General features: G+C 70.9%; 22 protein-coding genes. 13 read left to right on the top strand and 9 right to left on the bottom strand.

Going from position 1 to position 25,854, the window contains the following annotated elements; translation table 11 throughout:
- Positions 1-69: 69 nt before the first annotated feature.
- Complete coding sequence (locus tag ABD999_RS14200; RefSeq protein ID WP_148034941.1) at positions 70-1,023, top strand: AIR synthase related protein; 954 nt, start codon at positions 70-72, stop codon at positions 1,021-1,023.
- A 32-nt stretch (positions 1,024-1,055) separates the two neighbouring features.
- On the opposite strand, the gene ABD999_RS14195 is transcribed toward ABD999_RS14200, so the two are convergent.
- From ABD999_RS14195 to ABD999_RS14185, 3 genes are all read right to left on the bottom strand, one after another.
- Positions 1,056-1,550 carry an MSMEG_0567/Sll0786 family nitrogen starvation N-acetyltransferase gene (locus ABD999_RS14195; protein ID WP_148034942.1) on the bottom strand — a complete coding sequence of 165 codons (495 nt, stop codon included), beginning with the start codon at positions 1,548-1,550 and terminating at the stop codon, positions 1,056-1,058.
- Positions 1,519-2,688, bottom strand: a complete 1,170-nt coding sequence (locus ABD999_RS14190; RefSeq protein ID WP_271280102.1) for an MSMEG_0568 family radical SAM protein — start codon at positions 2,686-2,688, stop codon at positions 1,519-1,521. The genes ABD999_RS14195 and ABD999_RS14190 overlap by 32 nt, the downstream gene beginning before the upstream one ends.
- A gap of 179 nt (positions 2,689-2,867) precedes the next feature.
- Positions 2,868-3,524 (bottom strand): hypothetical protein, encoded by a 657-nt coding sequence (locus ABD999_RS14185; protein WP_345482723.1) that lies wholly within the window; start codon positions 3,522-3,524, stop codon positions 2,868-2,870.
- Positions 3,525-3,638: 114 nt separating this feature from the next.
- Here ABD999_RS14185 and ABD999_RS14180 point away from each other — a divergent pair, with 114 nt between their 5' ends.
- From ABD999_RS14180 to ABD999_RS14160, 5 genes are all read left to right on the top strand, one after another.
- Positions 3,639-4,592 carry an amino acid kinase family protein gene (locus ABD999_RS14180; protein WP_222709210.1) on the top strand — a complete coding sequence of 318 codons (954 nt, stop codon included), beginning with the start codon at positions 3,639-3,641 and terminating at the stop codon, positions 4,590-4,592.
- On the top strand, positions 4,589-6,139 hold the full coding sequence (locus ABD999_RS14175) for an AllF/FdrA family protein (RefSeq protein ID WP_271276063.1): 1,551 nt from the start codon (positions 4,589-4,591) through the stop codon (positions 6,137-6,139). Before ABD999_RS14180 ends, ABD999_RS14175 begins: the two co-directional genes overlap by 4 nt.
- Positions 6,136-7,314 carry an MSMEG_0565 family glycosyltransferase gene (locus ABD999_RS14170; protein ID WP_271276064.1) on the top strand — a complete coding sequence of 393 codons (1,179 nt, stop codon included), beginning with the start codon at positions 6,136-6,138 and terminating at the stop codon, positions 7,312-7,314. Before ABD999_RS14175 ends, ABD999_RS14170 begins: the two co-directional genes overlap by 4 nt.
- 129 nt (positions 7,315-7,443) lie before the next feature.
- Positions 7,444-7,905, top strand: coding sequence for a hypothetical protein (locus tag ABD999_RS14165; RefSeq protein WP_271276065.1), 462 nt, complete (start codon positions 7,444-7,446; stop codon positions 7,903-7,905).
- A gap of 40 nt (positions 7,906-7,945) precedes the next feature.
- Positions 7,946-9,340, top strand: coding sequence for a carboxylesterase/lipase family protein (locus tag ABD999_RS14160; RefSeq protein ID WP_271276066.1), 1,395 nt, complete (start codon positions 7,946-7,948; stop codon positions 9,338-9,340).
- Here the strand turns inward: ABD999_RS14160 and ABD999_RS14155 are convergent.
- Entirely contained in the window at positions 9,312-10,433 is a 1,122-nt protein-coding gene (locus ABD999_RS14155) for a PucR family transcriptional regulator (protein WP_271276067.1), read from the bottom strand. The two genes, ABD999_RS14160 and ABD999_RS14155, sit on opposite strands and share 29 nt — an antisense overlap.
- Positions 10,434-10,547: 114 nt before the next feature.
- On the opposite strand from ABD999_RS14155, the gene ABD999_RS14150 reads away from it, so the two are divergent.
- Genes ABD999_RS14150 through ABD999_RS14140 form a run of 3 tightly spaced genes read left to right on the top strand, consistent with a single transcriptional unit; the run spans position 10,548 to position 13,137 of the window.
- Entirely contained in the window at positions 10,548-11,348 is an 801-nt protein-coding gene (locus tag ABD999_RS14150; protein ID WP_271276068.1) for an alpha/beta hydrolase family protein, read from the top strand.
- Positions 11,349-11,363: 15 nt separating this feature from the next.
- A complete protein-coding gene (locus ABD999_RS14145) occupies positions 11,364-12,473 on the top strand; it encodes an MFS transporter (RefSeq protein ID WP_345482743.1) in 1,110 nt (369 codons plus the stop codon).
- Positions 12,474-12,477: 4 nt separating this feature from the next.
- Positions 12,478-13,137, top strand: a complete 660-nt coding sequence (locus tag ABD999_RS14140) for a TetR/AcrR family transcriptional regulator (protein ID WP_271276069.1) — start codon at positions 12,478-12,480, stop codon at positions 13,135-13,137.
- 15 nt (positions 13,138-13,152) lie between these two features.
- Here the strand turns inward: ABD999_RS14140 and ABD999_RS14135 are convergent, their stop codons facing one another.
- From ABD999_RS14135 to ABD999_RS14115, 5 genes are all read right to left on the bottom strand, one after another.
- A complete protein-coding gene (locus tag ABD999_RS14135; RefSeq protein WP_271276070.1) occupies positions 13,153-14,151 on the bottom strand; it encodes an ABC transporter substrate-binding protein in 999 nt (332 codons plus the stop codon).
- Positions 14,152-14,164: 13 nt separating this feature from the next.
- Positions 14,165-14,938 carry an ABC transporter ATP-binding protein gene (locus ABD999_RS14130; RefSeq protein ID WP_271276071.1) on the bottom strand — a complete coding sequence of 258 codons (774 nt, stop codon included), beginning with the start codon at positions 14,936-14,938 and terminating at the stop codon, positions 14,165-14,167.
- Complete coding sequence (locus ABD999_RS14125; RefSeq protein WP_378525335.1) at positions 14,935-16,014, bottom strand: FecCD family ABC transporter permease; 1,080 nt, start codon at positions 16,012-16,014, stop codon at positions 14,935-14,937. Before ABD999_RS14125 ends, ABD999_RS14130 begins: the two co-directional genes overlap by 4 nt.
- A gap of 78 nt (positions 16,015-16,092) precedes the next feature.
- Positions 16,093-17,544: a non-reducing end alpha-L-arabinofuranosidase family hydrolase gene (locus tag ABD999_RS14120; protein WP_148036254.1), complete on the bottom strand. Its 1,452-nt coding sequence runs from the start codon at positions 17,542-17,544 to the stop codon at positions 16,093-16,095.
- Positions 17,545-17,601: 57 nt separating this feature from the next.
- A complete protein-coding gene (locus ABD999_RS14115; protein ID WP_271276073.1) occupies positions 17,602-19,623 on the bottom strand; it encodes an RICIN domain-containing protein in 2,022 nt (673 codons plus the stop codon).
- A gap of 345 nt (positions 19,624-19,968) precedes the next feature.
- On the opposite strand from ABD999_RS14115, the gene ABD999_RS14110 reads away from it, so the two are divergent.
- From ABD999_RS14110 to ABD999_RS14095, 4 genes are all read left to right on the top strand, one after another.
- Positions 19,969-21,012 carry a LacI family DNA-binding transcriptional regulator gene (locus ABD999_RS14110; protein WP_219545524.1) on the top strand — a complete coding sequence of 348 codons (1,044 nt, stop codon included), beginning with the start codon at positions 19,969-19,971 and terminating at the stop codon, positions 21,010-21,012.
- 166 nt (positions 21,013-21,178) lie between these two features.
- Positions 21,179-22,894, top strand: a complete 1,716-nt coding sequence (xynC, locus tag ABD999_RS14105) for a glucuronoarabinoxylan endo-1,4-beta-xylanase XynC (RefSeq protein WP_271276074.1) — start codon at positions 21,179-21,181, stop codon at positions 22,892-22,894.
- A gap of 40 nt (positions 22,895-22,934) precedes the next feature.
- Positions 22,935-24,032, top strand: a complete 1,098-nt coding sequence (locus ABD999_RS14100; RefSeq protein WP_271276075.1) for an enolase C-terminal domain-like protein — start codon at positions 22,935-22,937, stop codon at positions 24,030-24,032.
- An 18-nt stretch (positions 24,033-24,050) separates the two neighbouring features.
- On the top strand, positions 24,051-25,814 hold the full coding sequence (locus ABD999_RS14095) for a glycoside hydrolase family 15 protein (RefSeq protein WP_271276076.1): 1,764 nt from the start codon (positions 24,051-24,053) through the stop codon (positions 25,812-25,814).
- Positions 25,815-25,854 lie beyond the last annotated feature (40 nt).

Raw genomic sequence — 25,854 nt, 5'->3', positions numbered from 1 at the left:
CACTAGAATGACGTCTTCAGCGCCTGCTCTGTCTGCCGGCGCCACCCACCGCATGGAAGAGAACTCATCGTGCCGATCAACGACCTCGACCACCTGGCACAACGGCTGCGCGGCCTTCCGGGCGTGACGGCCAAGAGCGCCATCGGGGCGGTCACCGACGTGTTCGGCGGCGGTGACTGGTGGTCCGGTCCCGGCGACGACGGAGCCGTCGTGCACGATCGCGGGCGCAACCTGATCGTCGGCGGGGAGGCGATGCTGCCCTCCTTCGTCGCGAAGGACCCCTACGGCGCCGGGGTGGCGGCCGTCCTGGCGAACGTGAACGACCTCGCCGCCATGGGCGCCCGTCCTCTCGCGATCGTCGACACGATCGTCGGCCCGCGCGAGGTCACCAGGAAGATCCTGGAGGGCCTCAAGTGGGCCGGCGAGACCTACCAGGTGCCCGTGGTGGGCGGGCACCTCACCGAGAGCGACGGCCCGCCGAGCCTGTCGGCGTTCGGTCTCGGCACCGCGGAGAAGGTGCTGTCGGCCACGCACGCCGCCCCCGGCCAGGCGTTGATGCTCGCCTGCTGCCTCGACGGGCGCATGCGCGACGACTTCCTGTTCTTCCCGTCGTTCGACGAGCGGGGCGACCGCCTGGCGGGCGACGTCCGGGCCCTCGCCGAGGTGGCGGAGTCGGGCGCGGCGGTGGCCGCCAAGGACGTCAGCATGGCCGGCATGATCGGCTCGCTGGCCATGCTGCTGGAGGCCAACAGGCTGGGCGTCCAGGTGGACATGGACGAGCTCCCCGTGCCCGAGGGCGTGCCGGTCGCCGACTGGCTGTCCTGCTTCCCCTGCTTCGCCTTCCTGCTCACGACGCCTGACGACCGGGTCGAGGAGTGCGCCAAGGCCTTCACCGCGCGAGGGCTGACCGCGCGCCGGCTCGGCACCCTCGACGACACCGGCGAGGTGCGCCTGCGCGACGCCTCCGGCTCGGTGGTGGTCTTCGACCTGAACGAGGAGTCCGTCACCCGGCTGGGCCGCTGACACATGCCCGGCCTTCCTGACGTACGAAGTGATCACGTCAGGTCGATGCTCATCTGCTGGTGGGGCACGCCGACGTAGGCGACCGGGCCGCCCACCTTCGACCAGCCGAGCCGCCGGAAGAAGCTCACGTTGCCGAGCTGGACGTACGCGATCATGCGCGCGCCGCCGGCGGCCGCGGCGGTCTCCACCGCGTACCTGACCAGCGGGCCCCCCAGCCACAGGTGCCGATACTCCGGGAGCACCGCGAGCCGGTCCCCCTTCCACAGCCTCTCGCCGTCGGGCGCGGGGTAGCGGTACAGCCGGACCGTGCCGGCCGGCACGCCGTCGGCGAACGCGAGCACGTGGTGGACGCTGGGATCGCGGTCGAACTCGTCCTGGTCGGTCTGCTCGAACAGCGACTGTTCCGCCACGAAGACCGATCGCCGGATCCGGAGGTGCTCCTCCAGCTCCTCCGCCGCCGTCACCGTACGGCAGACGTGATGCGGCGCGGCCTGGTCAGAAAACGAGCGGGAGAGAGACGCGCCCATCGGGCACCCCACCCTTCGTCGAACCAGAACCGGCACGTTCCAGGGCGGCCTGCCCCGAACACGCCTGGCAGCGTGCGCATCCCGCCATGACCCCGGTGGCGGTGAGCCCGCGTCGCAGCATGTGCGGGACGACCTGCCGGTAGATCCCCTCGACGTAGTCCGCGGACGGGGGCCGTTCGTCCTCCATGAGGCTGCCCGGGACCGGGCGCAGCGGGACGATGAACGGGTAGACGCCCATGTCCACCGCCCGGCGGCACATGTCCACCGTGAGGTCGGGGTCCTCGCCCATGCCGAGGATCACGTACGTCGAGACCTGTCCTTCGCCGAAGACCCGGACCGCGCGTTCCCAGGCGGAGAAGTACGCCTCGATGCCCCAGCGCGCCTTGCCCGGCGCGACCCGCGCGAGCACCTCGGGGTCGAAGGTCTCCACGTGGATGCCGACGGAGTCCACGCCCATGTCGCGGACCCGGTTGATCACGTCGAGGTCGGACGGGGGTTCGAACTGGACCTGCACCGGCAGCCCGGACGCCTCCTTCACGGCCTGGGCGCACCTGCCGACGTAGAGGGCGCCGCGGTCCGGGGTGGCGGTGCTGCCGGTGGTGAGCGTGGCGTCGACGGCGCCGTCCAGGTCGCGGGCCGCCACCGACACCTCCGCGAGCATCTCGGGCGTCTTCTTGGCGATCGTGCGACCGGCCGCGAGGGAGACCCCGATCCCGCAGAACGTGCACTGGTCGGAGTTGCCCCAGTAGGCGCAGGTCTGCAGCACCGTGCTGGCCATGGAGTCCAGGTGCATGAGCGCGATCTGCCAGTAGGGGACGCCGTCGGCCGTCTTCAAGTCGTAGTACTTCGGCCGGGGAGCCAACGCCGCGTCCGCCAACCGGACCGAGCCCTCGTAGATGCCGAAACCGTCGTCCTCCTGCCGCAGGGCGTACGGGGAGTCACGCACGTAGTCGGCCGTGGTGGGAACCGTGGCCGGGCTTCCGTCGATCCACAGCATCCCCGCGTCGGCGGGACCGGCGCCGCCCTTCCGCGCCTCCATGGAGATCTCGGTCCGCAACCCCCGGCTCTGCAACCGGGCGATCAACTCGGCGAGTTCCTCCTGGTCGAGGGTCCGGTGGGTGTCGGGTGCCTCGGTCATGATGTGGCTCCTTGTCCGGGCCGACTCTTAACGGTGCTCGGCTAGACCGCCATGAAGGATGACGCATTTACTATAGGAAACTACTCTTTGACTACTATAGAAAGAATGTAGGGAGTGGCAACTAGGCGTCAGTGAATGACCGGGTATGCCCACAATCGCCCGGTCTGTGGCGTGTCTCATCAGGAGTCCTTGAGCCGGGTCACCCACACCTCCCGTTCCTCCGCGGAGGCGGCCTCGTGAAGGACGTGTCCCCCGTCGCCGGGCTCGCCTGAGGCGAGCCGGCCGGTCTCCAGGTCGATGCGCCCCCGCTCGACGGTGTGCACGCAGGCGGTGAACGTCTCGTCCGGTCGCGTCGTCACGAGCAGCGCCCGCCCGGTGGCGGGGTCGACCTCCAGTCGCCGGTACGGGACGAACGGGTCCCCGGGACGGTAGCCGGACTCCTCCAGCACCAGCCATCCGGCGCCCGGGGCGGCCTGCGCGAGGGCGGCCAGGCGGTCGTCCAGCGTGACCTCCTCGAGCGCCTCCCGGTAACGCATCGCGAACGCGGCACCCGCGACGGCCTCGACGTCCAGGCCGTCGGACGTCAGCAGCTCGCTGGACTCGACCACCCGGCGAACCAGCTCGCGGTGCTCGGCCCAGGCTTCGACCAGCGGTTCGAGGCCCCGCCCGGACTCGCGGAGCCGCTGCGCGACCGCGCCGACCAGGCGCGTGGTCCTGAGGTAGATGTCCGGCTGGTGGGCGCTTCCGGCGAAGGCCCGCTCCGCGGCCGCGGTCCAGAGGCGGAGAAGCTCGCTCGCGGCCTGCCGGGCGTCGGGTGCGGGTCCTGGGTCACGCACACCCTCAGTCTCGGACATTTGATATTTCCTCCTGGACAGTTCACTATACTAAACGTTACATCTAGTATCGGATATTGAGGTAGGGGCGACCAAGCAGTGAGCAACGTAGCTGTGGTGGCTGTCGGCGGTAACGCCCTGACCCGCGCGGATCAGCCGGGTACAGCCGAGCAGATCGAGAGCAACGCCGCCCAGATGGCGTCGGGGATCTCGAACCTATGCGAGGCGGGTTGGTCGGTGGTCGTCGTCCACGGCAACGGCCCGCAGGTCGGCCATCTGGCGATCCAACAGGAGGGGAGCGTCGATCTGGTGCCACCGCAGCCGCTGTACTCGCTGAACGCGATGTCACAAGGGCAGCTCGGCAGCGTCCTGGTGCGCGCGATCGACACCATCCGGGGGCCCGGCACGGCCGTCGGCCTCATCTCGCACATGGTCGTCGACCCGCACGATCCCGCCTTCCGTACGCCCACCAAGCCCATCGGCCCCTTCTTCACCGAGACGGAGGCCGCGGCCATGGCCGAGCGGCGCGGCTGGGAGATGAGACAGGACGCCGGGCGGGGCTTCCGGCGGATGGTCCCCTCGCCCCATCCCACCGAGATGCTGGAGCTGTCCGCGGTCACGCCCCTGCTCGCGGCCGGCAAGGTGGTCCTCGCCGCCGGCGGCGGCGGAGTGGCCGTGGCCCGTGACGATCAGGGCCGCTATCACGGCGTGGACGCCGTGATCGACAAGGACTCGGCGGCCGCACGCCTCGCCGGATCACTCAAGGCCACGATGATGATCCTGGTGACGGGGGTCGACGCGGTCATGGTCGACTACGGCACCCCGCGGGCCCGCGCCGTCCACGAGCTGTCTCTCGCGCAGGCCGAGCGGTATCTCGCCGAGGGCCAGTTCCCGGCCGGGAGCATGGGGCCCAAGATCCGGGCGGCCACCGACTTCGTACGGGAGAGCGGCGGGACCACCGTCATCACCTCGGCGGAGCGCATGCTCGAAGCCCTGGACCCGCAGAACCGTGTCGGCACGCACATCGTTCCCGAGCAAGCAATGAGCGAAGAAGCAATGAGCATCGCATGAGCACCCACGACAACCTCGCCCGCGTCCGCGTCGTCCGTGACACCTACCTCGACTCGCTCCGGCTGCTCGTCGCCACCTCGGTCATGGCCGAACAGGGCGGCGTCACCTGGGCGGGTGCCGTGATGGCGACGCCTTCAGGCCGGGAGAACCTGGAGGCCGAGGGCTTCGGCGCGGAGTCCGTCGGCCAGGCCGGGGCGAACGACCTCGTACTCGCCGTGCGCGCCGGTGACGAGGCCGCGGCGGAGGCCGCGCTCGCCGCCGGCGAGCAGGCCGCGTTCGAGGACGCCCGCGCCGAGTCCGGTGAGGCCGCCGCCGCCGCGCCCCGCACCGTCAGCGGAGCCGTCGCGCAGATGCCGGACGCGTCCGTGGCGATCGTCTCCGTGCCCGGTGGTTACGCGGCGCTGGAGGCCCACCACGCGCTCTCCCAGGGGCTGCACGTCCTGCTGTTCAGCGACAACGTCTCGCTGGACGAGGAAGCGGAGCTCAAGAAGCGGGGGAACGAGCTCGGCCTGCTGGTCATGGGGCCGGGGGCGGGCACCGCGGTGATCTCCGGCACCGGTCTCGGGTTCGCCAACGCGGTACGCCGCGGGCCGGTCGGCGTCGTCGCCGCCGCGGGCACCGGGGCGCAGGAGGTGTCGGCCCTGCTCGACCGCTGGGGTGTCGGCGTCTCGCACGTGATCGGCGTCGGCGGCCGTGACCTGTCCGAGGCCATCGGCGGGCGGATGGCCAAGGCGGCCGTGCGCGCTCTCGACGAGGACCCCGAGACCGAGGTGATCCTGCTGGTGTCCAAGCCGCCGAGCGAGGCGGTCGCCCACAGCGTGCTGGAAGAGTGCGGGTCCACCCCGGCGGTGGCCGCGTTCCTCGGCCTCTCGGAGATGGAACCGCCGTCCGGGGTGCGGATGGCGCGGACGCTGGAGGAGGGCGCGCTCACCGCCGCCCGGCTCGCAGGCAAGACCCCTCCGGCCACCTCCGAAGGCCTGCGCGCCCAGGTGGAGGAGCGGCTCGGCGCCCTGGGCGACGAGCGGCGCACCGTCCGCGGCTACTACTCCGGCGGAACGCTCTGCTACGAGGCCCAGGTGATCATCAACGAGCTGCTGGGCGAGGTGTACTCCAACGAGCCGCTCCTGCCCGGCAACACGGTCCCCGCACCGCCCGGCTCGAACGTGCTGCTCGACCTGGGCGCGGAGGAGTACACCGTCGGCAGGCCGCATCCGATGATCGACCCCGGCAACCGCATTCAGATCCTCCGCCAGGAGGCCCGCGATCCCGAGGTCGCGGTGGTGCTGCTCGACGTGGTGCTCGGCTACGGCTCGCACGAGGACCCGGCGGGGCAGCTCGCACCGGTGCTCGGCGAGATCATGGCCGACGGCGGCCCGCAGGTCGTCGCGTACGTCCTCGGCTCCGACACCGATCCCCAGGGCTACGCCAGGCAGCGCGCGACGCTGGAGGGGATCGGCTGCCTGGTGACCGAGACCGCGGCGCGCGCCGCGTACACGGCGGCGGCCATCGCGAGCCGCCGCCCTGAACTAACGGAGTCCCACCGGTGACAGAACACCTCCGCCTTCCTCCCGTCGCCCTGATCACCTACAGCACCCGGCCGAGGGGCGGCGTCGCGCACACGCTGGCGCTGGGCGAGGCGATGCACGCGCTCGGCCAGGACGTCCTGATCATCGGCCTCGGTGACCCGGGCAAGGGGTTCTTCCGGCCGGTCGCCGCCCCGACCCACGTCGTCACCGCGCCCGTCACCACCGGCGGGCTGGAGGAGAAGGTCGCGGCGAACATCGACGCCCTGGAGGCGGCCCTGGCCGACCTCGCCCCCGCCTACCCCATCCTGCACACCCAGGACTGCATCGCGGCCCGTGCGGCGGCCCGCGTGCGCGACGCCGGGATCCCCAGCAGGGTCGTCCGCACCGTCCACCACGTGGACGACTTCGACAGCGAGATCCTGATGGACTGCCAGCGCCAGGCCATCCTGGAGCCGGACCAGATCCTGGTGGTCACCAAGATCTGGCAGGACATCCTGCGGGAGGACTACGGAGTCCTGGCCGACGTGGTGCCCAACGGCGTGGATCCGGCCCGCTACAGCCGGCACTCCCCGGAGGTCGTGGCACGGCTGCGGGCCCGGGTCGGCGCGACCGACCGGCCGCTGCTGCTGTCCGTCGGCGGCATCGAGCCGCGCAAGGGCAGCGACACGCTGGTGGCCGCGCTGTCCAGGCTGGTCGGCGAACGTACGCCGCCGCCCGTGCTGGCCGTGCTCGGCGGCCACTCCTTCCAGGACCACCGCGCCTACAGGGAGAAGGTGCTGGCGAGCCTGGACGCCCTCGGCCTGACCCTGGGCAAGGACGTCGTCGAACTCGGCACCGTGCCCGAGGACGAGATGGCGGCGTGGTACGCGGCGGCGGACGTGCTGGCGTTCCCTTCCGTGAAGGAGGGGTTCGGCCTGGCCGCCCTGGAGGCGATGGCGGCCGGTCTTCCCGTGGTCACCAGCGACATCCCGGTGTTCAGGGAGTGGCTGGTCCCCGGCCGCGACGCCCTGCTGACCCCCGTCGGCGACGCGGGAGCGCTGGCCGACGCGCTCTCGGCCGTGCTCGACGACGAGGCCCTCCGCGCCCGGCTCCGCACCGCGGGCCTGAGCCTGGCCGACCGCTACACGTGGACCGCCAGCGCACGCCGGCACCTGGAACTGTACGCCGGCAGCCCGGAGGCGCTCACCGCACACTGACACGGCTCACCGTGCCGAAGGGCACGGACGGAGTGTGCATTCGGCCACTGACCTGCCACACTGCCTGCCGCACCCTGAGGTTGCCCGCGTTTCGCCATGGAACGCCGGTCGACCAGAGGGAGTAACGGCATGCGATCTCACAAGCTCGTCCTCGCGCTCGCGCTGACGGTGGGCCTGGCCGTGTCCGCGGCCCCGGCCTCCGCGACGAGCACGGCCGGCACCTGCCGGGTGGAGCTGAACTTCGTCGACGCCTACGACACCGACGAGAACAACGGCGACGAGATCCGGATCAACCTCGCCGGGTACATGTACCCCGGCGGCGGCCGGTACGTCGCCATGAACAACGGTGACCGCGCCTATTCCGGCAACTTCGCCAACCCGGCCACCACCATCGGCACCACCGGGTCGGCGCTGTTCAGCCTGCGCGAGGTCACCCTGCCCGTCGTCGGCCAGGGCGACGTGCTCGGCTCGGTCACCGCCTGGGGCTTCACCTGCGCCACGCTCGCCACGGGCGAGGTCCAGGAGATCCCGCAGCACATCTTCGGCAGCGGCTACTGGTACTACATGAGCCTCGTGATGACCGGCCTGTAGGCGCCTTGTTTCCGACCGATCGATCGGTAGGATTCGGGCCATGGACATCATCGCGGTCACCCGGCACGGCAAGGTGCGTGGCCACCTCCAGGACGGGATCCCGGTCTTCCGCGGCATCCCCTACGCGGCCGCGCCCTTCGGGGCCGAACGTTTCCGCGCCCCCGCGCCCGTGCGCCCCTGGGAGGGGGTCCGTGACGCGCTGCGGTTCGGGCCGACCGCGCCCAAGCGTCCCTACCGGCCGCCGCTCGACCGGCTCATCCCCGAGGAGCCGATCCCCGGCGACGAGTGCCTCAACCTGAATGTCTGGACACCGGGCGTGGACGACGGCGCCCGCCCGGTGATGGTCTGGATCCACGGCGGTTCCCTGCGCAACGGCTCGTCGAGCATGCCGCTGTACGACGGCCACGCCTTCGCCCGCGACGGGGTGGTGCTGGTCTCGATCAACTACCGGCTCGGCGTGGAGGGCTTCGGCGTCTTCCCGGACGCGCCGGACAACCGCGGCCTGCTCGACCAGGTCGCCGCGCTGGAATGGGTACGCGACAACATCGCGGCCTTCGGCGGCGACCCCGGCAACGTCACCGTGTTCGGCGAGTCGGCGGGGGCGATCAGCATCGGCGCGCTGCTCACCAGCCCGCGGGCGAAGAGGCTGTTCCACCGGGCGATCATGCAGAGCGGCCCCCCGCACACGGCCACGCGCGAGGAGGCCGCCAAGATCGTCAAGCTGATGGCGGGCGAGCTGGGCGTGCCCGCCACGGCCGGGGCCTTCGCCGCCGTCGACCGCGAGCGGCTGCTCGACACCCAGGCCGAGGTCGTCGGCAAGGCGAACCCGATCACCGGCGGCCCCGCCTTCCACATCGTGGCCGAGCCCGGGGCCGCCCCGGTCGAGGCCGACCTCCTCATCGGCGCCAACCGGGAGGAGTACCGCCTCTGGTTCGTGCCCACCGGCGCCGTGGACCGGGTCAGCCGCCTGACCCTGCGCCTGGCCCTGCTGAAGTTCCGCATCCCCGCCCGCGCCGCCCGGCTCTACCGGTCCGCCCGGCCCGGTGCCAGGCCCGGCGAGATCCTCGGCGAGATGGCCACCGACCTGCTCATGCGGGGCCCGCTCAACCGCCTGGCCGACTCCGTGGAACGGGCCCACGTCTACGAGTTCGCCTGGCGCTCACCGGTCATGGACCTGGGCGCATGCCACGGCCTGGAGATCGGCTTCGTCTTCGACAACCTCCGGCACTGCCGTGAGCTGGCCGGCGACGACGCCCCGCAGGAGCTGGCCGACGCCATGCACCGGGCCTGGGTCGCCTTCGCCAAGACCGGCGACCCGGGCTGGCAGCGGTGGGACTCCTCCCGGCCCGTCATGGTCTTCGACTCGCCGGGCTCCGGCGTCGTCCACGCCCCCAGGGACGAGGAGCTCAGGATCTGGCTAGATCGCGAGCGGTGACAGCCGCCTCCAGCAGCCGCGCCTGCGCGGGCACCGCCAGATCCAGCCCGGTCAGCAGGCTCACCCGCCGCAGCCGGTAGTCGAGCGTGTTGCGATGGATGTGCAGGTCGAGCGCGGTCCGGCGGCGGTTGTGCCCCCGGTGGACGAACGCGCGCAACGTCTCCAGCAGGTGGGGATGGCCGTCGAGCGGCGCCAGCTTGGCGGCCAGCCGTGACAGGCCCGCGCCCGGCCGCGCGAGCTGGTGCTCCAGCAGCACGTCGTCGAAGCGGTAGAGGCCCGGCGGCCTGCCGAGCCTGCGCACCAGCTCCATCACCGCGCGGGCCTCCCGCGCCGCCTCCGGGATGCGCGCGGGCTCCTCCGCCAGGGCCGCGGCGACGAGCAGGGGCCGTCCCACGACGTCGGCCAGCCTGTCCGCGAGCGGCTCCGGCGGGCACCCGTCAGGCAGCAGCGCGACCCCGTCGACGTGGTCCATCAGCACCAGCGACCCGGTGTGCGCGTCCATCGCCGACTGCACGAGCCGGGCCGGCGGCGCGGGCTGCCCGAAGTCGAAGAGCACCACCTCGTGCGCCTGGCCCACCTCCACGCCCGCCGCCTCGGCCAGGCTCTCGTACGGCCGGCCGCTCAGCAGCGCGCCGATGAGCGCCCGTCGCACCCGCTTGTCCTCGCTCCTGATGTCCTCCTGCGCCTGCTGGTGGGCCAGGGCGACGGCGGGCATCGCCGTACGCAGGTAGCCGAGCAGCCCTTCACCGGCCTCGGCCAGCTCGCCGGGCCCGGCCTCCTCGGTCAGCGCCCGCCACCAGACCTCGGCGCCGATGAGGTAGGCGCTCACCGCCGCCTCCAGCGGCAGCCGCTCCTCGGCCCGGCGCGCCGACCACTCGATGATGCGCGTCAGATCGCCCGGCCCCACCGCGTCGTGCCTGCGGAGCGTGCGCAGCAGCATCGCCAGGACGGCCGAGACCGAACGGGTCACCTCACCGCTCAGGATCTCCGGCGGCAGGTCCCGGTAGAACGGGATCTCGGCGGCGCACCGGGCGACCACCGCGGAAGTGAGCTCCCGCACCCTCGGGGCCATCCGGCTGTGGAGGTCGGACATCCCGGGATCGTCACATTGCCCAAACCGCACCGTCAATCCTTGCCCCAAGTGCGCAAAGACGGCGGCTCCCGGCGCAACCAGGATGGCGGGTGAACCCCCAGCCAGGAGGCCGCCTTGTTCAGACGCCTGCTCATCCCCCTGCTCCTCGTGCTCATCCTCGGCACGGCTCCCGCCAGTGCCGCGACCACGAACTGGGGCGCACCCGGCCCCTACGCCACCGCCGTCGAGATCGGCGCGGTCAACACCCTCTACTACCCCCGCGACATCGCCGGGAGCGACCGCCGGCACCCGGTGATCGTCTGGGGCAACGGCACGGGCGGCGCGCCGCTCGTCTACCGCGACCTGCTCCTGCAGTGGGCCAGCCACGGCTTCATCGTCTCCGCCGCCAACACCCCGATGTCGAACCTCGGCATCTCCATGCGCGCCGGGATCGACGCCCTCGCCCAGCGCGACGCCGACCCGTCGAGCGTCTTCCACCGCAAGGTCGACCTGACCCGCATCGGCGCCTCGGGACACTCCCAGGGCGGCGCGGCCGCCATCGTCGTCGGCGCGGACTCCCGCGTGGACACCATCCTGCCCATCCAGCCGGGCCCGCTGGCCGACATCGACGACGTCCACGGCCCCGCGTTCCTGATGGCCGGCCAGCGTGACTCCATCGTCTGGCCCGCGCTGGTCAAGGCGTTCTACAACGCCGCCGACCACATCCCGGCGATCTACGGCGAGGTGCGCGGCGCCGACCACTTCACCGTCGTCGGCGACCCCGGCCCGTTCGCCGCGCCCACCACCGCCTGGTGGCGCTTCCAGCTCATGGACGACCTCCAGGCCCGCGCCCTGTTCTACGGGCCGAACTGCGGCATCTGCGTCGACAGCGTCACCTGGTCGGACGTCCGCCGCAACGCCCGCGTCCCCCGCTGATCTTCCTGCCGATCGATCGGTAGGCTACGCTCGCCCTACCGATCGATCGCTCGGAAAGGAACCCCCCATGACCGTCGAAAGCCGGCCAAGACCCGCCCTCCTGCGGGTGACCATCGGCAGCTTCGTGGGCACCGTCATCGAGCATGCCTGGCCACCACCGCGATGGGCCTGCTCCCCATCGGCATCTGGGCGCCGGTGCTCCTGGTCACCCTCCGGGTCATCCAGGGCTTCTCCTACGGCGGCGAGGTCACCGGCGCGGTGCTGATGACCACCGAGTTCGCGCCCCGGCACCGCCGCGGCTACATCGGCAGCTTCATCCCCGCCGCCGGACCCGCCGGCCTGCTCCTGGCCACGATCGCGATCATGGCGGTGGCCGGCATGGAAGAGACCGACTTCCTCTCGTACGGCTGGCGCATCCCCTTCCTGCTCTCGGCGGTGCTCGTGCTCGTCGGCCTGGCGATCCGCGCCTCCGCCCCGGAGAGCCCGGTCTTCGCCGGGTCCCGCACCCGCCACAGCGCGCCCATCCTGGAGGTCTTCCGCCGTCACACCCGCACCGTCCTGCTCGGGGTGGGCACCGGCTTCGGCTTCTACGTCATCTTCTACGTGCTGCTCGTCTTCGCCGGCTCCTACCTGACCACCCAGCTCGGGCACCCGGCGCAGGTGCCGCTGGTCGCGGTGGCCATCGGCTCGGTCATGGTGATCGTCTTCGGCCCGCTCTGCGGCAGCCTCTCCGACCGCTTCGGCCGCCGCCCGATGATCGTGACGGGCTCCGCCCTGACCGCCCTGTTCAGCTTCGCCTTCTTCGCCATGCTGGCCACCGGCGGCGCCACCCTGATCTACCTGGCCTACGCGCTCGCCTTCGGCCTGGTGACCATCATGTACTCGCCGCTGATCACCTTCATCGCCGAGCAGTTCCCGACGGCCGTGCGCTTCAGCGGCGCCTCGGTCGCCGGGCAGATCGGCGCGGTGCTCGGCGGCGGCCTCGCCCCGCTGATCGCCACCGCCCTGCTCGCCGCCTGGGGGATCTGGGCCGTCGCGGCCTACGTCTGCGCCTCGCTGCTGGTGTCGCTCGCCTGCACGCTGGCGCTGAAGGAGACCAGCCGGAGCGACCTCACGGCAGAATGAGGTCGTGACTAACGATCGATCGGCAGCACTCGCGACCCAGCGACGGTTCGCCGCCTCCCAGGTCCGGCTCCCGGAGCACGTCCTGCTGGAGGGCACCTCCGGCCGGATCCTGCGCGAGGCGCTGCTGCTCTTCGCCGAGCGGGGCTTCTACGGCACGTCCATCCGCGACCTCGGAACGGCCTGCGGGATCCGCTCGGCGACCCTCTACTCCCACTTCCCCGCCAAGGAGAACGTCCTGGCGGAGCTGGTCCGCATCGGACACGAGGAGCACCACCGCCGGCTCGTCGAGGCGGCCTCCGCGGGGCCGGCGGACCCCGAGGCGCGCCTGCGCCGCGTGGCCCGCGCGCACGTCCTGGTCCACGCCGAGTTCCCCATGCTCGCGGTGGTCGCCAACAACGAACTGCACGCCCTCTCCGCCGAGCTGGCCGGCCCCGCGCTCATGCTCCGCGCCGACGGCCGCCAGCTGCTGATCGACATCCTCGACGAGGGCATCAGCGAGGGCGTCTTCGACGTGCCCGACGCCTTCCTGGCGGTCACGGCGATCAGCGGGATGGGGATGCGGGTGGCCAACTGGTACGACTCCGCCATGCCGTACGAACCCGAGGAGGTCGCGGACACCTACGCGGAGTTCGCCCTGCGGCTGACCCTGGCGGGGCGCCCCTGACGACGGTGGGCCCGGTCACCGTTCCAGGTCGCGGAGGTAGGCGGCGAAGCCTTCCAGACCGTCGATGTTGCGCGGCCCGCTGATGCCCTCGTTGTAGTCGAGGACGTAGAAGCGGTCGTGCACCACCGCGGGCAGTGCGCTGGTGGCGGGGAACTCCTTCAGGAACGCGATCTTCTCCCGGGCGGGCTTGTCGCCGTAGTCGAGGATGACGATGACCTCCGGCCGCGCCTCGACCACCGCCTCCCAGGTCACCTCGCTCCAGCGGGCGTCCAGCCCGGCGAAGACGTTGCGGCCGCCGGAGAAGCGGATGATGTCGTTGGGCGGCACCTGGGCGCCCGCGGTGAAGGGCTTGTCGGTGCCGGAGTCGTACAGGAAGACCGGCACGGGGTCGCCCTTCGGCGCCCGCGCCCGCACCGCCTCGACGCGCTCCCGGTATCCGGCGACCAGGGCCCGTGCCCGGTCCTCGACGCCGAAGATCCGGCCGAGGCGTTCCAGGTCGGTGTAGAGGCCCTCGAAGGGGGTGACCCGTTCGGGATGGCCGGGATAGTTGAAGCACGACTCGGCGTGCATGAAACTCTGGATCTTCAGCCCGTCGAGGATGGCCGGGGTGATGCCGCGCTGGTCGCTGAAGCCCGAACGCCATCCGGCGACCACGAAGTCGGCCCTGGCATCCACCACGAGCTCGCGGTTGAGCAGGTCGTCGCTGAGGAACTCGACCTCGGCGTACTCGGCGGCCCAGGGGGACTCCTCGACCGGAGGGTTCGCGGGCGGCATGACGTAGCCGTGCACGTGCTCGGTGAGACCGAGGGCGAACAGCTTGTCGGCGCTGCCGGCCTCGTACACCACGGCGCGGGCCGGCGTCGTGTACTCGACCTGCTCGCCGCACCGGTTGACGGTCACCTTCCGTACGGACGCCGTACCGTCCTGGATCCGCGCGCCGCAGCCGGCGAGCAGGAGTGTCCCGGTCAGGACGGCGGCCATCGGACGGAGGGAGCGGGACGTACGCGCGATCATGCGGTGGTTCCTTTCATGGGCCGAGGTCGTAGAGCACCTGCGGCACACCGGTGAGGGGATGGGGGACGACGCTGGCCACGACGTCGAAGACGTCGCGCAGGAGAGCTTCGGTGAGGACCTCGCCGGGCGTGCCGGAGGCGACGACCTCGCCCGCGGCGAGCACGACCAGGTGGTCGCAGGCGGAGGCGGCGAGGTTGAGGTCGTGCAGGGTGACGAGCACGCCGAGGCCGGAGCCCTTGAGCATCGACAGCAGCCGGATCTGGTGACGCAGGTCGAGATGGTTGGTCGGTTCGTCCAGGACGAGGAGCCGCGGCTCCTGGACGAGCGCGCGGGCGACCAGCACCCGCCGGCGTTCGCCGCCGGACAGCGACAACACGCCCCGGCCCGCCAGGTGCAGGACCTGCATCCGCTCCATGGCCTGCCGGCACAGCTCCCGCTCGCGCGGGCCGAGCGCCTGGTTGCCCCGTACGTGCGGGGCCCGGCCGAGGGCGACCACCTCCTCGACCGTGAAGTCGAGATCCGCGCCTCCCTCCTGGGTGAGCGCGGCGACCACGCGCGCGCTGTCCCGCAGCGTCATGGCGGACAGGTCCTGACCGTCGATCCAGATCGCGCCGCGCGACGGCCGCAGCGCCCGGTAGACGCACCGCAACGCCGTCGTCTTGCCCGAGCCGTTGGGCCCGATCAGCCCCACGACCTGGCCGGGCCCGACGGCGAGCGAAAGACTCCTGACGACGGTGGCGCCGCCCAGCGACACCGACAGGCCGTCCACCTTCAGGTCGGCCGTCATGACCGGCCCCCGAAGAGGTAGCCGCGCCGGCGCAGCAGCGTGACGAACACCGGCACGCCGACCAGCGCGGTGATCACCCCGATCGGCAGCTCGCGCGGCGCCACCACGGTCCGCGCCATGAGGTCGGCCCAGACCATGAAGACGGCGCCGGCGAGCGGCGCGACGGCCAGCACGCGCACGTGCGCGGCCCCCACCCACAGCCGCACCACGTGCGGCATCACCAGCCCGACGAACCCGATCGCGCCACTGACGGCCACCATCGCGCCCGTGAGCAGCGAGGTCAGGACGAACAGCCCGCGGCGGAGCGTCTCGGTGTCCACCCCGAGGCTCATCGAGGTCTCGTCGCCCAGAGCCAGCACGTCCAGGCTCCGGCCGAGCCGCCGCAGCACCACGACGGAGACGGTCGTGACGACCGTCACCACCGGCAGCGCTCCCCACGTCGCCCCGCCCAGGCCGCCCATCGACCAGAACAGCACGGTGCTGGTCGACTCGCCGTCCGGGGCGAAGTAGACGATCAAACTCATGACCGCCTGGAACCCGAACGCCATCGCCACCCCGGTGAGGACCAGGCGCAGCGGCTCCAGCCCGCCGCCTCGACGTGAGACCAGGTAGACCAGGGCCGAGACGAGCAGCGCGCCGAGGAAGGCGCCCGCGGAGACCGCGTAGATCCCCATCGCGGCCAGCCCGCCGGACACCGTGACCAGGACGGCCCCGGCCGACGCCCCTGACGAGACCCCCAGGACGAACGGGTCGGCCAGCGCGTTGCGCACCATGGCCTGGACCGCCACGCCGACCGCGCTGAGGCCGGCTCCCACCAGCACGGCCAGGAGTACCCGCGGCGTCCTGACCTGCCAGATGATCTGGTAGGCCGTGATCTCCTCGGCGGAGATCGCACCGCCGGTGACGGCCGCCCACAGGTAGCGCAGCGTCTGGCCGGGAGGCACGGCCGCGGCGCCCGAGCCGATCGCCAGCAGCACCGACACCGCCAGGGCGACGGCCAGCGACACGACGATCACGCCCACGCGCGGGCCTTCGCGCGCCTCGGACGGCCGCTTAGGAACGAAAACCGTTTTCATTGCCGCTTATCATCAGGGAAGCGGCACGGCATGTCAAAGGCGGGCCCTTGTGCAGGGCCCGCCTTCGAGGTCACGCCATCAGCGCTGCTGGGTCAGCAGACCCGGGCGGTAGGGCAGGAGCCCGTAGTCGCCGCCGGAGTTGGGGCTGCGCCCCTGGTAGAGCAGCTGCAGGTTGCAGGGGTCGACGGTGAAGGTCTGGTCGGCGTTGGCGCGGACCAGCTCGCCGTGACTGATGTCGTTGGTCCAGGTGGCGCCGCTGTTGGCCTTGCCGGCGAAGGGGTTGCCCTCTGTGGCGGCCTGCGGCGTCCACGAACCGTTCAGGCTGGTGGCCGTGAACGAGCGGAAGTAGCGGCCCTGGGAGCCGATCGCCTCGACGAGCATGAGGTACTTGTTCTGGCCCTGGAGCTTGTAGACCTGGACGCCCTCGAACAGGTTGTTCGTCGTGTCACTCATGATCACGGTCGAGGTGGTGCCGAAATTGCCGGGGAAGTTCCCGATGGGCATGCTGGCCCGGTAGATCCTGCCGTTGTCGCCGGCGAAGAACAGGTACATGTTCGTGCTGTCACCGATGAGCGTCTGGTCGATGGGGCCGGTTCCGGAGTTCGAGATGCTTCCGGAGAAGAGCGGCTGCTCCGACGACCAGCCGTTCGGGTTGGTGGGGTCGCTCGACGTCCTGTAGGAGAAGGCGGTCCTGCCCCACTGGTAGGCGAGCACCCAGATGTTCCTGGGGGCGAAGTAGAAGAGCGTGGGCGCGACGGTGGAGGACGACATCGTGTTCTGGCTGGCCGAGGCCATGTCCGACCAGTTGGTGAACAGGCTGAAGTTCATCGAGCCCCACCTGGTGCCCGTGTCGTGCGTCGTCGCGTAGACGAGGTGCCTGCCGTTGTAGGGGGCGACGGTGAAGTCCTTGAGCGAGACCCAGCCCGACTTCGGCTGCGCCAGCGGGCCCGTCGACGTCCAGCGGTACGTCGAGGGAAGGTCGCACTGGCCCGGGTCGCCGCCGCCGCCGTCCACCCGGACGAGCTGCCACTGCTGGTTGTTGCCGCCCCAGTCGTCGTACTGGACGATGTTGGCGTTGTCGGCGGTGGAGGCGCCCTGCACTTCGAGTGCCTTGTTGCTGTGGCGGGAGATGAGCCGCACGTATCCGTCCGGGCTGTCGGCGAGCCGCCACTGCTGGTTGGTGCCGTTGTGGTCGGCCCACTGGACGATCGCACCGCCGTTGGCGGTCGACCAGTTGTAGACGTCCAGCACCTTGCCGGAATGGCGGGACTTCAGGCGGTAGTAGCCGCCGCCCGAGTCGACGAACTGCCATTGCTGCTGGTTGCCGTTGTTACGGGTCCACTGGGTGATGCGGCCGCCGTCGGCGGTGGACAGGTTGTAGACGTCCAGGGCCTTGCCGCTGTTGCGGTTCACCAGGACGTACCAGGCGTTGGTGTCCACGGTGGCGGCGTGGGCGGCGGGAAGGGCGACGAGCAGGCTCGCCAGTAAGGCGGCCACCGTCGCGAGGACGGCCAGGAATCTGTTCTTCATGGACGGGTTCGCGCCTTTCTGCGTCGAGGTCAAGGGGTCGAGGTCAAGGGGTCGAGGTCAAGGGGTGGTGAGGTCGAAGCGGCGCACGGTCACCGCGCCGCCGAGTGACTGGGTGGCGTAGTTGAAGATCCCGAAGCGGTAGCCCATGAAGAACTGCCAGGCGTTGTTCAGGGCGAAGGCCGGGCCGAGGCTCACGAAGTCGCTGCCGTTCGTGCTGTAGGAGAAGCGGGCCTGCCTGCCGGACCCGGGCCGGATGTCGGCGCTGACCCGCAGCCAGAGCCGGCCGCCCGAGATGTTCGCGCTCGCCGCCTCGGTGCCGGTGCCGGTGGTCTGCCACGAACTGTTCATGGTGAGCCCGTTGGTCATCACGACCCGGTTGACGCCGTTGTCGCGTTTGACGCCGATCCAGGCCGACTGGTCGCGCAGCATGGCCAGCCCGGCGCGGTCGCCGTTGCTCATCTGCGAGTAGTCGAGCTCGATCGTCGCCGTCGACGACGGGCCCTGGATGCGGTGGGTCAGCGTGTTGCGGGCGTTGTAGAGGTCGCCGGTGACGGTCGCGGTCTGCAGGCGCAGGCCGTTGCCCGTGGAGAAGCGGCTGGTGTCGGGGTTGTGGTTCCACTCCCAGCGGTGCCCGAGGCTGCCCGAGGTGAAGGTGTCGGGGCCGATCATGGATGCCACGGTCCGGCTGGTCTGGATGTTCGGCTTCGGGTAGGTGACGCCCCAGCCGCCGTTGACGGTCTGCACGGTCGGCCAGTCGCCGTTCCAGGTGATCGGCGCGAGCGCCGGGACCCGCCCGCCGGGGTAGGCGTCGACGAACGACATGTAGTACCACGCGCCGTTCTGGGTCTGGACGAGCCCGCCCTGATGGGGGACGCCGCCGCCGGAGATGGGGCCGGGCATGTCGAGCAGGACCTGGCGCATCTCGTACGGACCCCACGGCGACGTGGAGCGGAGCACGTACTGGCCGTTGGCGGGGCGGGTGAGCCAGATGTAGTAGTAGCCGTTCCGCTTGTAGAAGCGGGCGCCCTCCAGGGTGCCGACGCTGCTCGGGGTCTGGAACACCTGCTGGGCGCGGACCTGGCCGAGCCCGTCGGCCGTGAGCTGGGCGACGCTGATGGTGCCGTTGCCGTACGCGACGTACATGGTGTCGTCGGTGTCGACCAGCAGGCCGGCGTCGTAGTAGCAGTTGTTGATCTGCGAGCGCTTGCTCCACGTGCCGTCCACGGCGGAGGCGGTGTAGACGTACGTCCGGTTGAACTCGACGCAGCCGATCCAGTAGTAGGTGCTGTTGCTGGGCCGGTAGTTCAGGGTCGAGGCCCAGATGCCCTTCACGTACGCCCGGCCGCCGTTGAGGTCGTAGGCGCCCGAGCCGAAGTCGAGCCTCGGCACCGAATGCCCGGCGTACTCCCAGTCGACCAGATTGTAGGAGCGCAGGATCGGCGCGCCCGGCGAGTAGTGCATCGTCGAGGCCGAGTAGTAGTAGGCGTCGCCCACCCGGATGATGTCGCCGTCGGCGAAGTCCTGCCAGACGACCGGGTTGGTGTAGGTGCCGCCCGGATTCGGGTCGCTCCCGATCGGGACGAGCTGCCACTGCTGGTTGTTGCCGCCCCAGTCGTCGTACTGGACGATGTTGGCGTTGTCGGCGGTGGAGGCGTTCTGGACTTCGAGTGCCTTGTTGCTGTGGCGGGAGATGAGCCGCACGTATCCGTCCGGGCTGTCGGCGAGCCGCCATTGCTGGTTGGTGCCGTTGTGGTCGGCCCACTGGACGATGGATGCGCCGTTGGCGGTGGAGAAGTTGTAGACGTCGAGAACCTTGCCGGAGTGGCGGGACTTCAGGCGGTAGTAGCCGCCGCCCGAGTCGACGAACTGCCATTGCTGCTGGTTGCCGTTGTTACGTGTCCATTGGGTGATGCGGCCGCCGTCGGCGGTGGACAGGTTGTAGACGTCCAGGGCCTTGCCGCTGTTGCGGTTGACCAGGACGTACCAGGCGTTGGTGTCGACCGTCGCGGCCGACGCCTGTGGCGTGAGGAACACGCCCACCAGCAGCAGTGACGAGAGAACCGCGAGCACGCGCCTCACAGAGACCTCCAGAGCCGTTGGCCGCTTGCCTGGACGAAAATCACCACGAAACTTGTTAGCGCTAACACTCTGCCGCGTGAAACCGTGCGGCCTTCTTCGACGAGTACGTTGTCGCGGAGTACATCCGATGCCCCCGTCCGTCGTCAACGAGGGACCACCACTCGCGCACAGGGGTGTCGCCGTCCGGATGTCGCTTCGCCTGCGCATTCGCCGGAAAGAAGCGCACACGGCAGGACACCCGTGTGTGAAAGTTTCAGAGAACAGCCCCCGTGAACCACGAAGGCGCCGGGTTAACTTGCTTCCTCTCCGAGAGACGACCGAAAAGTACCTGGATAAACTCCGGATATGGCCTCGACCGGAGAACCCCCCATCGGCGAATCGGCACCTTCGGTACCACTGACCCTGACTCAGCTGGCCGAGCTGGCAGGAGTGTCCACCGCCACGGTCTCCAAGGTCATCAACGGTCGCTCGGAGGTGGGCCCGACGACCCGCGCGCTGGTCGAGAGGCTCATCGAGGAACACGGCTACCGCCGGCAGCGCCGTCGCATCAAACCCGCGAGCCTCATCGAGGTCGTCTTCCACGAGCTCGCCGGAGACTACCCGATAGAGATCGTCAAGGGGGTCCAGCGGGTCGCCTGGACCCACGGCCTGAGCGTGGTGGTCTCCGAGCTCGGCGGCCGGCACACTCCCGAGCCCAAATGGATCGGCGACCTGCTCACCCGCCGTCCCGCCGGTGTGATCACCGTGTTCTCCGGGCCGGCCGAGGATCAGCGCGTGCGCCTCGCGACCCAGGAGATCCCCCTGGTGGTGCTGGATCCCGCGGGCAATCCGGGGCTCGGCGTGCCGTCCGTGGCCGCCACCAACTGGAGCGGCGGCCTGGAGGCCACCCGTCACCTGCTCGAACTCGGCCACCGGCGCATCGCGATGATCACCGGACCCTCGTTCGCGCTCTCCAGCCGGGCCCGGCTGGACGGCTACCGCGCCGCTCTCGACGCCGCGGGTGTGCCGATCGACCCGGCTCTCATCCGCCAGGGAAACTTTCAGATCGAGGACGGGGTGGCCCACACTCATCAGCTGATGAAATTACCCGAGCCGCCCACCGCGATCTTCGCCGCCAACGACGGTCAGGCCATCGGCGTCTACCACGCGGCCCACGAGCTGCGGCTCCGCATTCCCGACGACCTGAGCGTGATCGGCTTCGACGACATGCCGGTCTGGCGCTGGGCGCAGCCGCCGCTCACCACCATCCACCAGCCTCTGCGCGAGATGGGCGCCACGGCCGCGACCATGCTGATCAGCCTGGCCGAGGGGGAGACGCTCCAGCAGAAACGGGTGGAGCTGGGGACCGAACTCGTGGTCCGCCAGAGCACGGCCGCCCTCCGGTCATGATCTTGGTTAAGTTTCTTCCCGGTGAACGGTTGACGCGCCGGGGCGAGGGCTCTACCTTCCAGCCAGAGATGTTAGCGCGAACACTCGGCGCTCCGAGATAGTCCCTCCCTCCCCGACATGTACGTGCGTACGCCGAATTGGGAGCGCTCCCAAAAGAGGAGGCAACATGCGGAACGGACCCGTCAGCCGGAGGACCATGCTGGCCACGATGGGAGCCCTGCCCGTCATCGCGGCCACGGCGCGGCCCGCGGGGGCGACGGCCGCCGCCGCGGCGGTCATCGATCCGTCGGCGGGGCGGCAGACGATCCGCGGCTTCGGCGGCATGACCCACTCCGCCTGGATCGGCGACCTGACGGCCGCCCAGCGGGACACGGCGTTCGGCACCGGCGAGGGCCGCCTGGGGTTCTCCGTGCTCAGGATCCCCGTCCCCGAGAACCAGGCCGACTGGAGCCGTGACCTGGCGACGGCGCGGCGCGCGATCGAGCTCGGGGCGACCGTCATCGCCTCGCCGTGGAACCCTCCCGCCCACATGGTCGAGACCTTCGTACGTGGCAGCCAGACCAACGCCCGGCGCCTCAGGTACGACATGTACGGCGCCTACGCCCAGCACCTGAACGACTTCAACGGCTTCCTGCGGAACAACGGGGTGAACCTGTACGGCATCTCGGTGCAGAACGAGCCCGACTACGCCCACGAATGGACGTGGTGGACTCCCGCCGAAATGGTGCGGTTCCTGCGGGAGAACGCCGGCTCGATCGGCACCAGGGTCATCGCGCCCGAGTCCTTCCAGTACCTGAAGAACATGTCGGACCCCATACTCAACGACCCCTCGGCGCTGGCCAACGTGGACATCATCGGCGCTCACCTCTACGGCACGTCGTTCGCGAACTTCCCGTACCCCCTCTTCAAGCAGAAGGGCGCGGGCAAGGAGCTCTGGATGACCGAGGTCTACTACCCCAACAGCAGCGATTCGGCGGACCTCTGGCCCCAGGCGCTCGACGTGGGGGAGCACATCCACCGCGCCATGGTGGACGCCGAGTTCCAGGCCTACATCTGGTGGTACATCCGGCGCGGTTACGGCCCCATGCGGGAGGACGGCCAGATCAGCAAGCGCGGCGCCAACATGGCGCAGTTCGCCAGGTTCGTCCGCCCCGGGTACGTGCGGATCGAGGCGACGGCGAACCCGGCGTCGAACGTCTACGTCTCGGCCTACCGGGGCGGTGACTCCACGGTGGTCGTCGTCGCCATCAACAAGGGAACCTCCGGGGTGAGCCAGCAGTTCACCCTGGCGAACGGCACCGCGTCCAGCGTCTCGTCCTGGCTCACCGACGCGAGCAGGAACGTCGCGCCCCAGGGCACGACCGGCGTGTCCAACGGCTCCTTCACCGTCACGCTCCCCGCCCGAAGCGTGACCACCTTCGTCACCGGCGTTACCGGGTCCCCTGGCGGGATCGACACCAGTGCCTGGTATGTCCTGGTCAACCGCAACAGCGGCAAGGCCCTGGACGTCTACAACCTGTCCACCGCCGACGGCGGCCGCATCACCCAGTGGACCCGTAACAACGGCAACCAGCAGCAATGGCAGTTCGTCGACTCGGGCGGCGGCTACTACCGCCTGAAGTCCCGCCATTCCGGCAAGGTGCTGGACGTCCACAACTGGTCGACCGCCAACGGCGCATCCATCGTCCAGTGGGCCGACCACAACGGCGCCAACCAGCAGTGGCGGACGGCCGACTCCGGCGGCTACCTCCGCCTGATCAACCGCAACAGCGGCAAGGCCCTGGAGGTCCAGGGCGCCTCCACCGCCGACAACGCCAACATCGTCCAGTACGACGACTGGGGCGGCAACAACCAGCAGTGGCAGCTCGTGCGGACCGGCTGACGCCCGTTTGTCCAGGTAGGACGGGGTAGCACGCACTCACATGAGCAGGATCGAGGGGGTGACCGCCGCCGCCTACCGGGTGCCGACCGACCAGCCAGAAGGGGACGGCACCCTCGCCTGGGACGCCACGACCCTGGTCGTCGCCACGGTCCGCGCCGAGGGCATGACGGGGACCGGATGGACGTACGCGCCCGCGGCCGCGGCCGGATTCATCGGCGACGTCCTGGCGGAGGTGGTCACGGGGGCGGACGCCCTGGCGATCCCGGCGATCTGGGCGTCCATGATCCGCCGGGTGCGCAACGCCGGCCGTCCCGGCGTCGCCGGGTACGCCGTCTCCGCCGTGGACGTCGCGCTGTGGGATCTCAAGGCGCGACTGCTGGGGACGTCCCTGGCCGGGCTGTTCGGCATGGCCCGCGAGCGGGTGCCGCTGTACGGGTCGGGCGGTTTCACCACCTATGACGATGACGCGACCGTCGCGCAGCTCACCCACTGGGTCCACGAGCTGGGCATCGGCCGCGTCAAGATCAAGATCGGCGAGTCGTCCGGCGCCAGACCCGACCGCGACCTGCACCGGATCGCGCTGGCCCGGCGCGTCATCGGCGGCGACGCCGAGCTGTACGTCGACGCCAACGGCGGCTACACCGCCAAGCAGGCCGTCCGGCAGGCCGAGCAGATGCGCGAGCACGACGTGCGCTGGGTCGAGGAGCCGGTCTCCTCCGACGATCTGGCCGGCCTGCGGCTGGTCAGGGGGCAGGTCACCGCCGACGTGGCCGCGGGGGAGTACGGGAGCGACGTGGCGTACTTCACCCGCATGTGCCAGGCGGAAGCGGTCGACTGTCTCCAGGCCGACGCCACCCGCTGCGGCGGCTACACCGGCTGGTTCGCCGCCTGCGCGGTCGCGGCCGGGCACAATCTGCAGGTCTCCGCGCACTGCGCGCCCAACCTGCACCTGCCGGCCGCCGCCGCCACGCCCAACCTGCGGCACATCGAGTGGTTCCACGACCACCAGCGCATCGAGGCCGAGCTGTTCGACGGGGCCGCCGACCCCACCGGCGGGCTGGCAGGCCCGGTCACCGGGGAACCGGGTCACGGCCTGACCCTGCGCGCCGACGCCGCGCGGCCGTACCGCACCGCGTAGGACCAGGAGGTGACCGGGATGCGGATCGAGGACTATGCCCTCATCGGGGACATGCACACCGCCGCCCTGGTCGCCCGTGACGGGTCCGTCGACTGGCTGTGCCTGCCGCGCTTCGACTCTCCCGCCTGCTTCGCCGCCCTGCTGGGCGAGCCCGGTGCGGGCCGGTGGCTGCTGGCTCCGGCGTCTGGCGGCCCGTGCTCCTCCCGCCGCTACCTGGACGACACGCTGGTCCTGGAAAGCACATGGGAGTGCGACGGCGGCGCGGTGCGGATCCTGGACTTCATGCCGCCGCGCGGGCAGGCGCCCGACGTGGTCCGGATCGTCGAGGGCGTGCGCGGCCGGGTCGGGATGCGCATGGAGTTGATGCTCCGCTTCGACTACGGGCGCGACGAGCCCTGGCTGCGCTACGAGCACGGCCTCTTCGCCGCCGTGGCCGGGCCCGACGCCGCCTGGCTGCGCACTCCCGTCCCTCTGTGCGTCGACGAGGACGCCCGGCGCACCACCGCGGAGTTCACGGTCGGGCCAGGTGACCGGGTGCCGTTCGTCCTGACCTGGCAGCACTCGTGGCTGCCCCGCCCGGACGCCATCGACGCGCAGGAGTCCCTGACCGGAGCCGAGCGCATGTGGCGCGACTGGATCAGCGGCTGCGGCTACCGGGGCGACGACGGCGCCGCCGTACGCGGCAGCCTGCTGACTCTGAAGGCCCTCACGTACGCGCCGACCGGGGGGATCGTCGCCGCCGCCACCACGTCACTGCCCGAGCAGATCGGCGGTTCCCGCAACTGGGACTACCGCTACTGCTGGCTGCGCGACGCCTCGTTCACCCTGCAGGCGCTCATGTCGGCCGGCTACGACGCCGAGGCCCGCGCCTGGCGGGACTGGTTGCTTCGCGCCGTCGCCGGGCATCCGGCCGCCCTGCAGATCATGTACACGGTCGAGGGAGCCCGGCGCATCCCCGAATGGAGCGTGGACTGGCTGCCCGGCTACGAGGGCTCGTCCCCCGTCAACGTCGGCAACGCCGCCAGCGGCCAGTTCCAGCTCGACGTCTACGGCGAGACCCTCGACTGTCTCCACCTGGCCAGGCAGTCGGGGCTCGCGGTGGTGGAGGAGGCGTGGGACCTGCAGCGGAGCATCATGGACTATCTCGAAGGCGTCTGGCGGCGGCCCGACAACGGGCTGTGGGAGATGCGCGGCCCGCGTCGGCAGTTCGTGCACTCCAAGATCCTCGCCTGGGTGGCCGCCGACCGGATGGTCCAGGCGGTGGAGGCGTTCGGGCTGGGCGGGCCGGTGGACCGGTGGCGGGCGCTGCGCCGCGAGATCCAGGACGAGGTGTGCGCGCAGGGCTACGACGCCGGCCGCGGCACCTTCACCCAGTACTACGGCTCCACCGGTCTGGACGCCGCGCTGCTGCTCATCCCGCGCCTCGGATTCCTGCCGGCGGACGACCCGCGTGTGGCCGGGACCGTGGACGCGATCCAGCGCGAGCTGGTGGAGGACGGCTTCGTGGTCCGCTACCGGCCCGAGCACGAGGGCGTGGACGGGCTGCCCGGCCGCGAGGGCATCTTCCTGGCCTGCTCGTTCTGGCTGGCCGACGCGCTGGCGATGCTGGGCCGCCGCCGCCCTGCGCGCGACCTGTTCGACCGGCTGCTCGGCCTGCGCAACGACGTCGGGCTGCTCTCGGAGGAGTACGACACCGCCCGCCGTCGGCAGATCGGCAACTTCCCGCAGGCCTACAGCCACGTGTCCGTCATCAACACCGCCGCCGCGCTGGCCGCCCCCTGACACCCGTGCGAAGTCTTTCCACATTCGTCAGCATTCCGCT

The sequence above is a fragment of the Nonomuraea ferruginea genome, assembly GCF_039540635.1.
GTDB lineage: Bacteria > Actinomycetota > Actinomycetes > Streptosporangiales > Streptosporangiaceae > Nonomuraea > Nonomuraea ferruginea.
The sequence above is the reverse complement of the archived record's forward strand: the minus strand, read 5'-3'. Positions and strand labels throughout refer to the sequence as shown.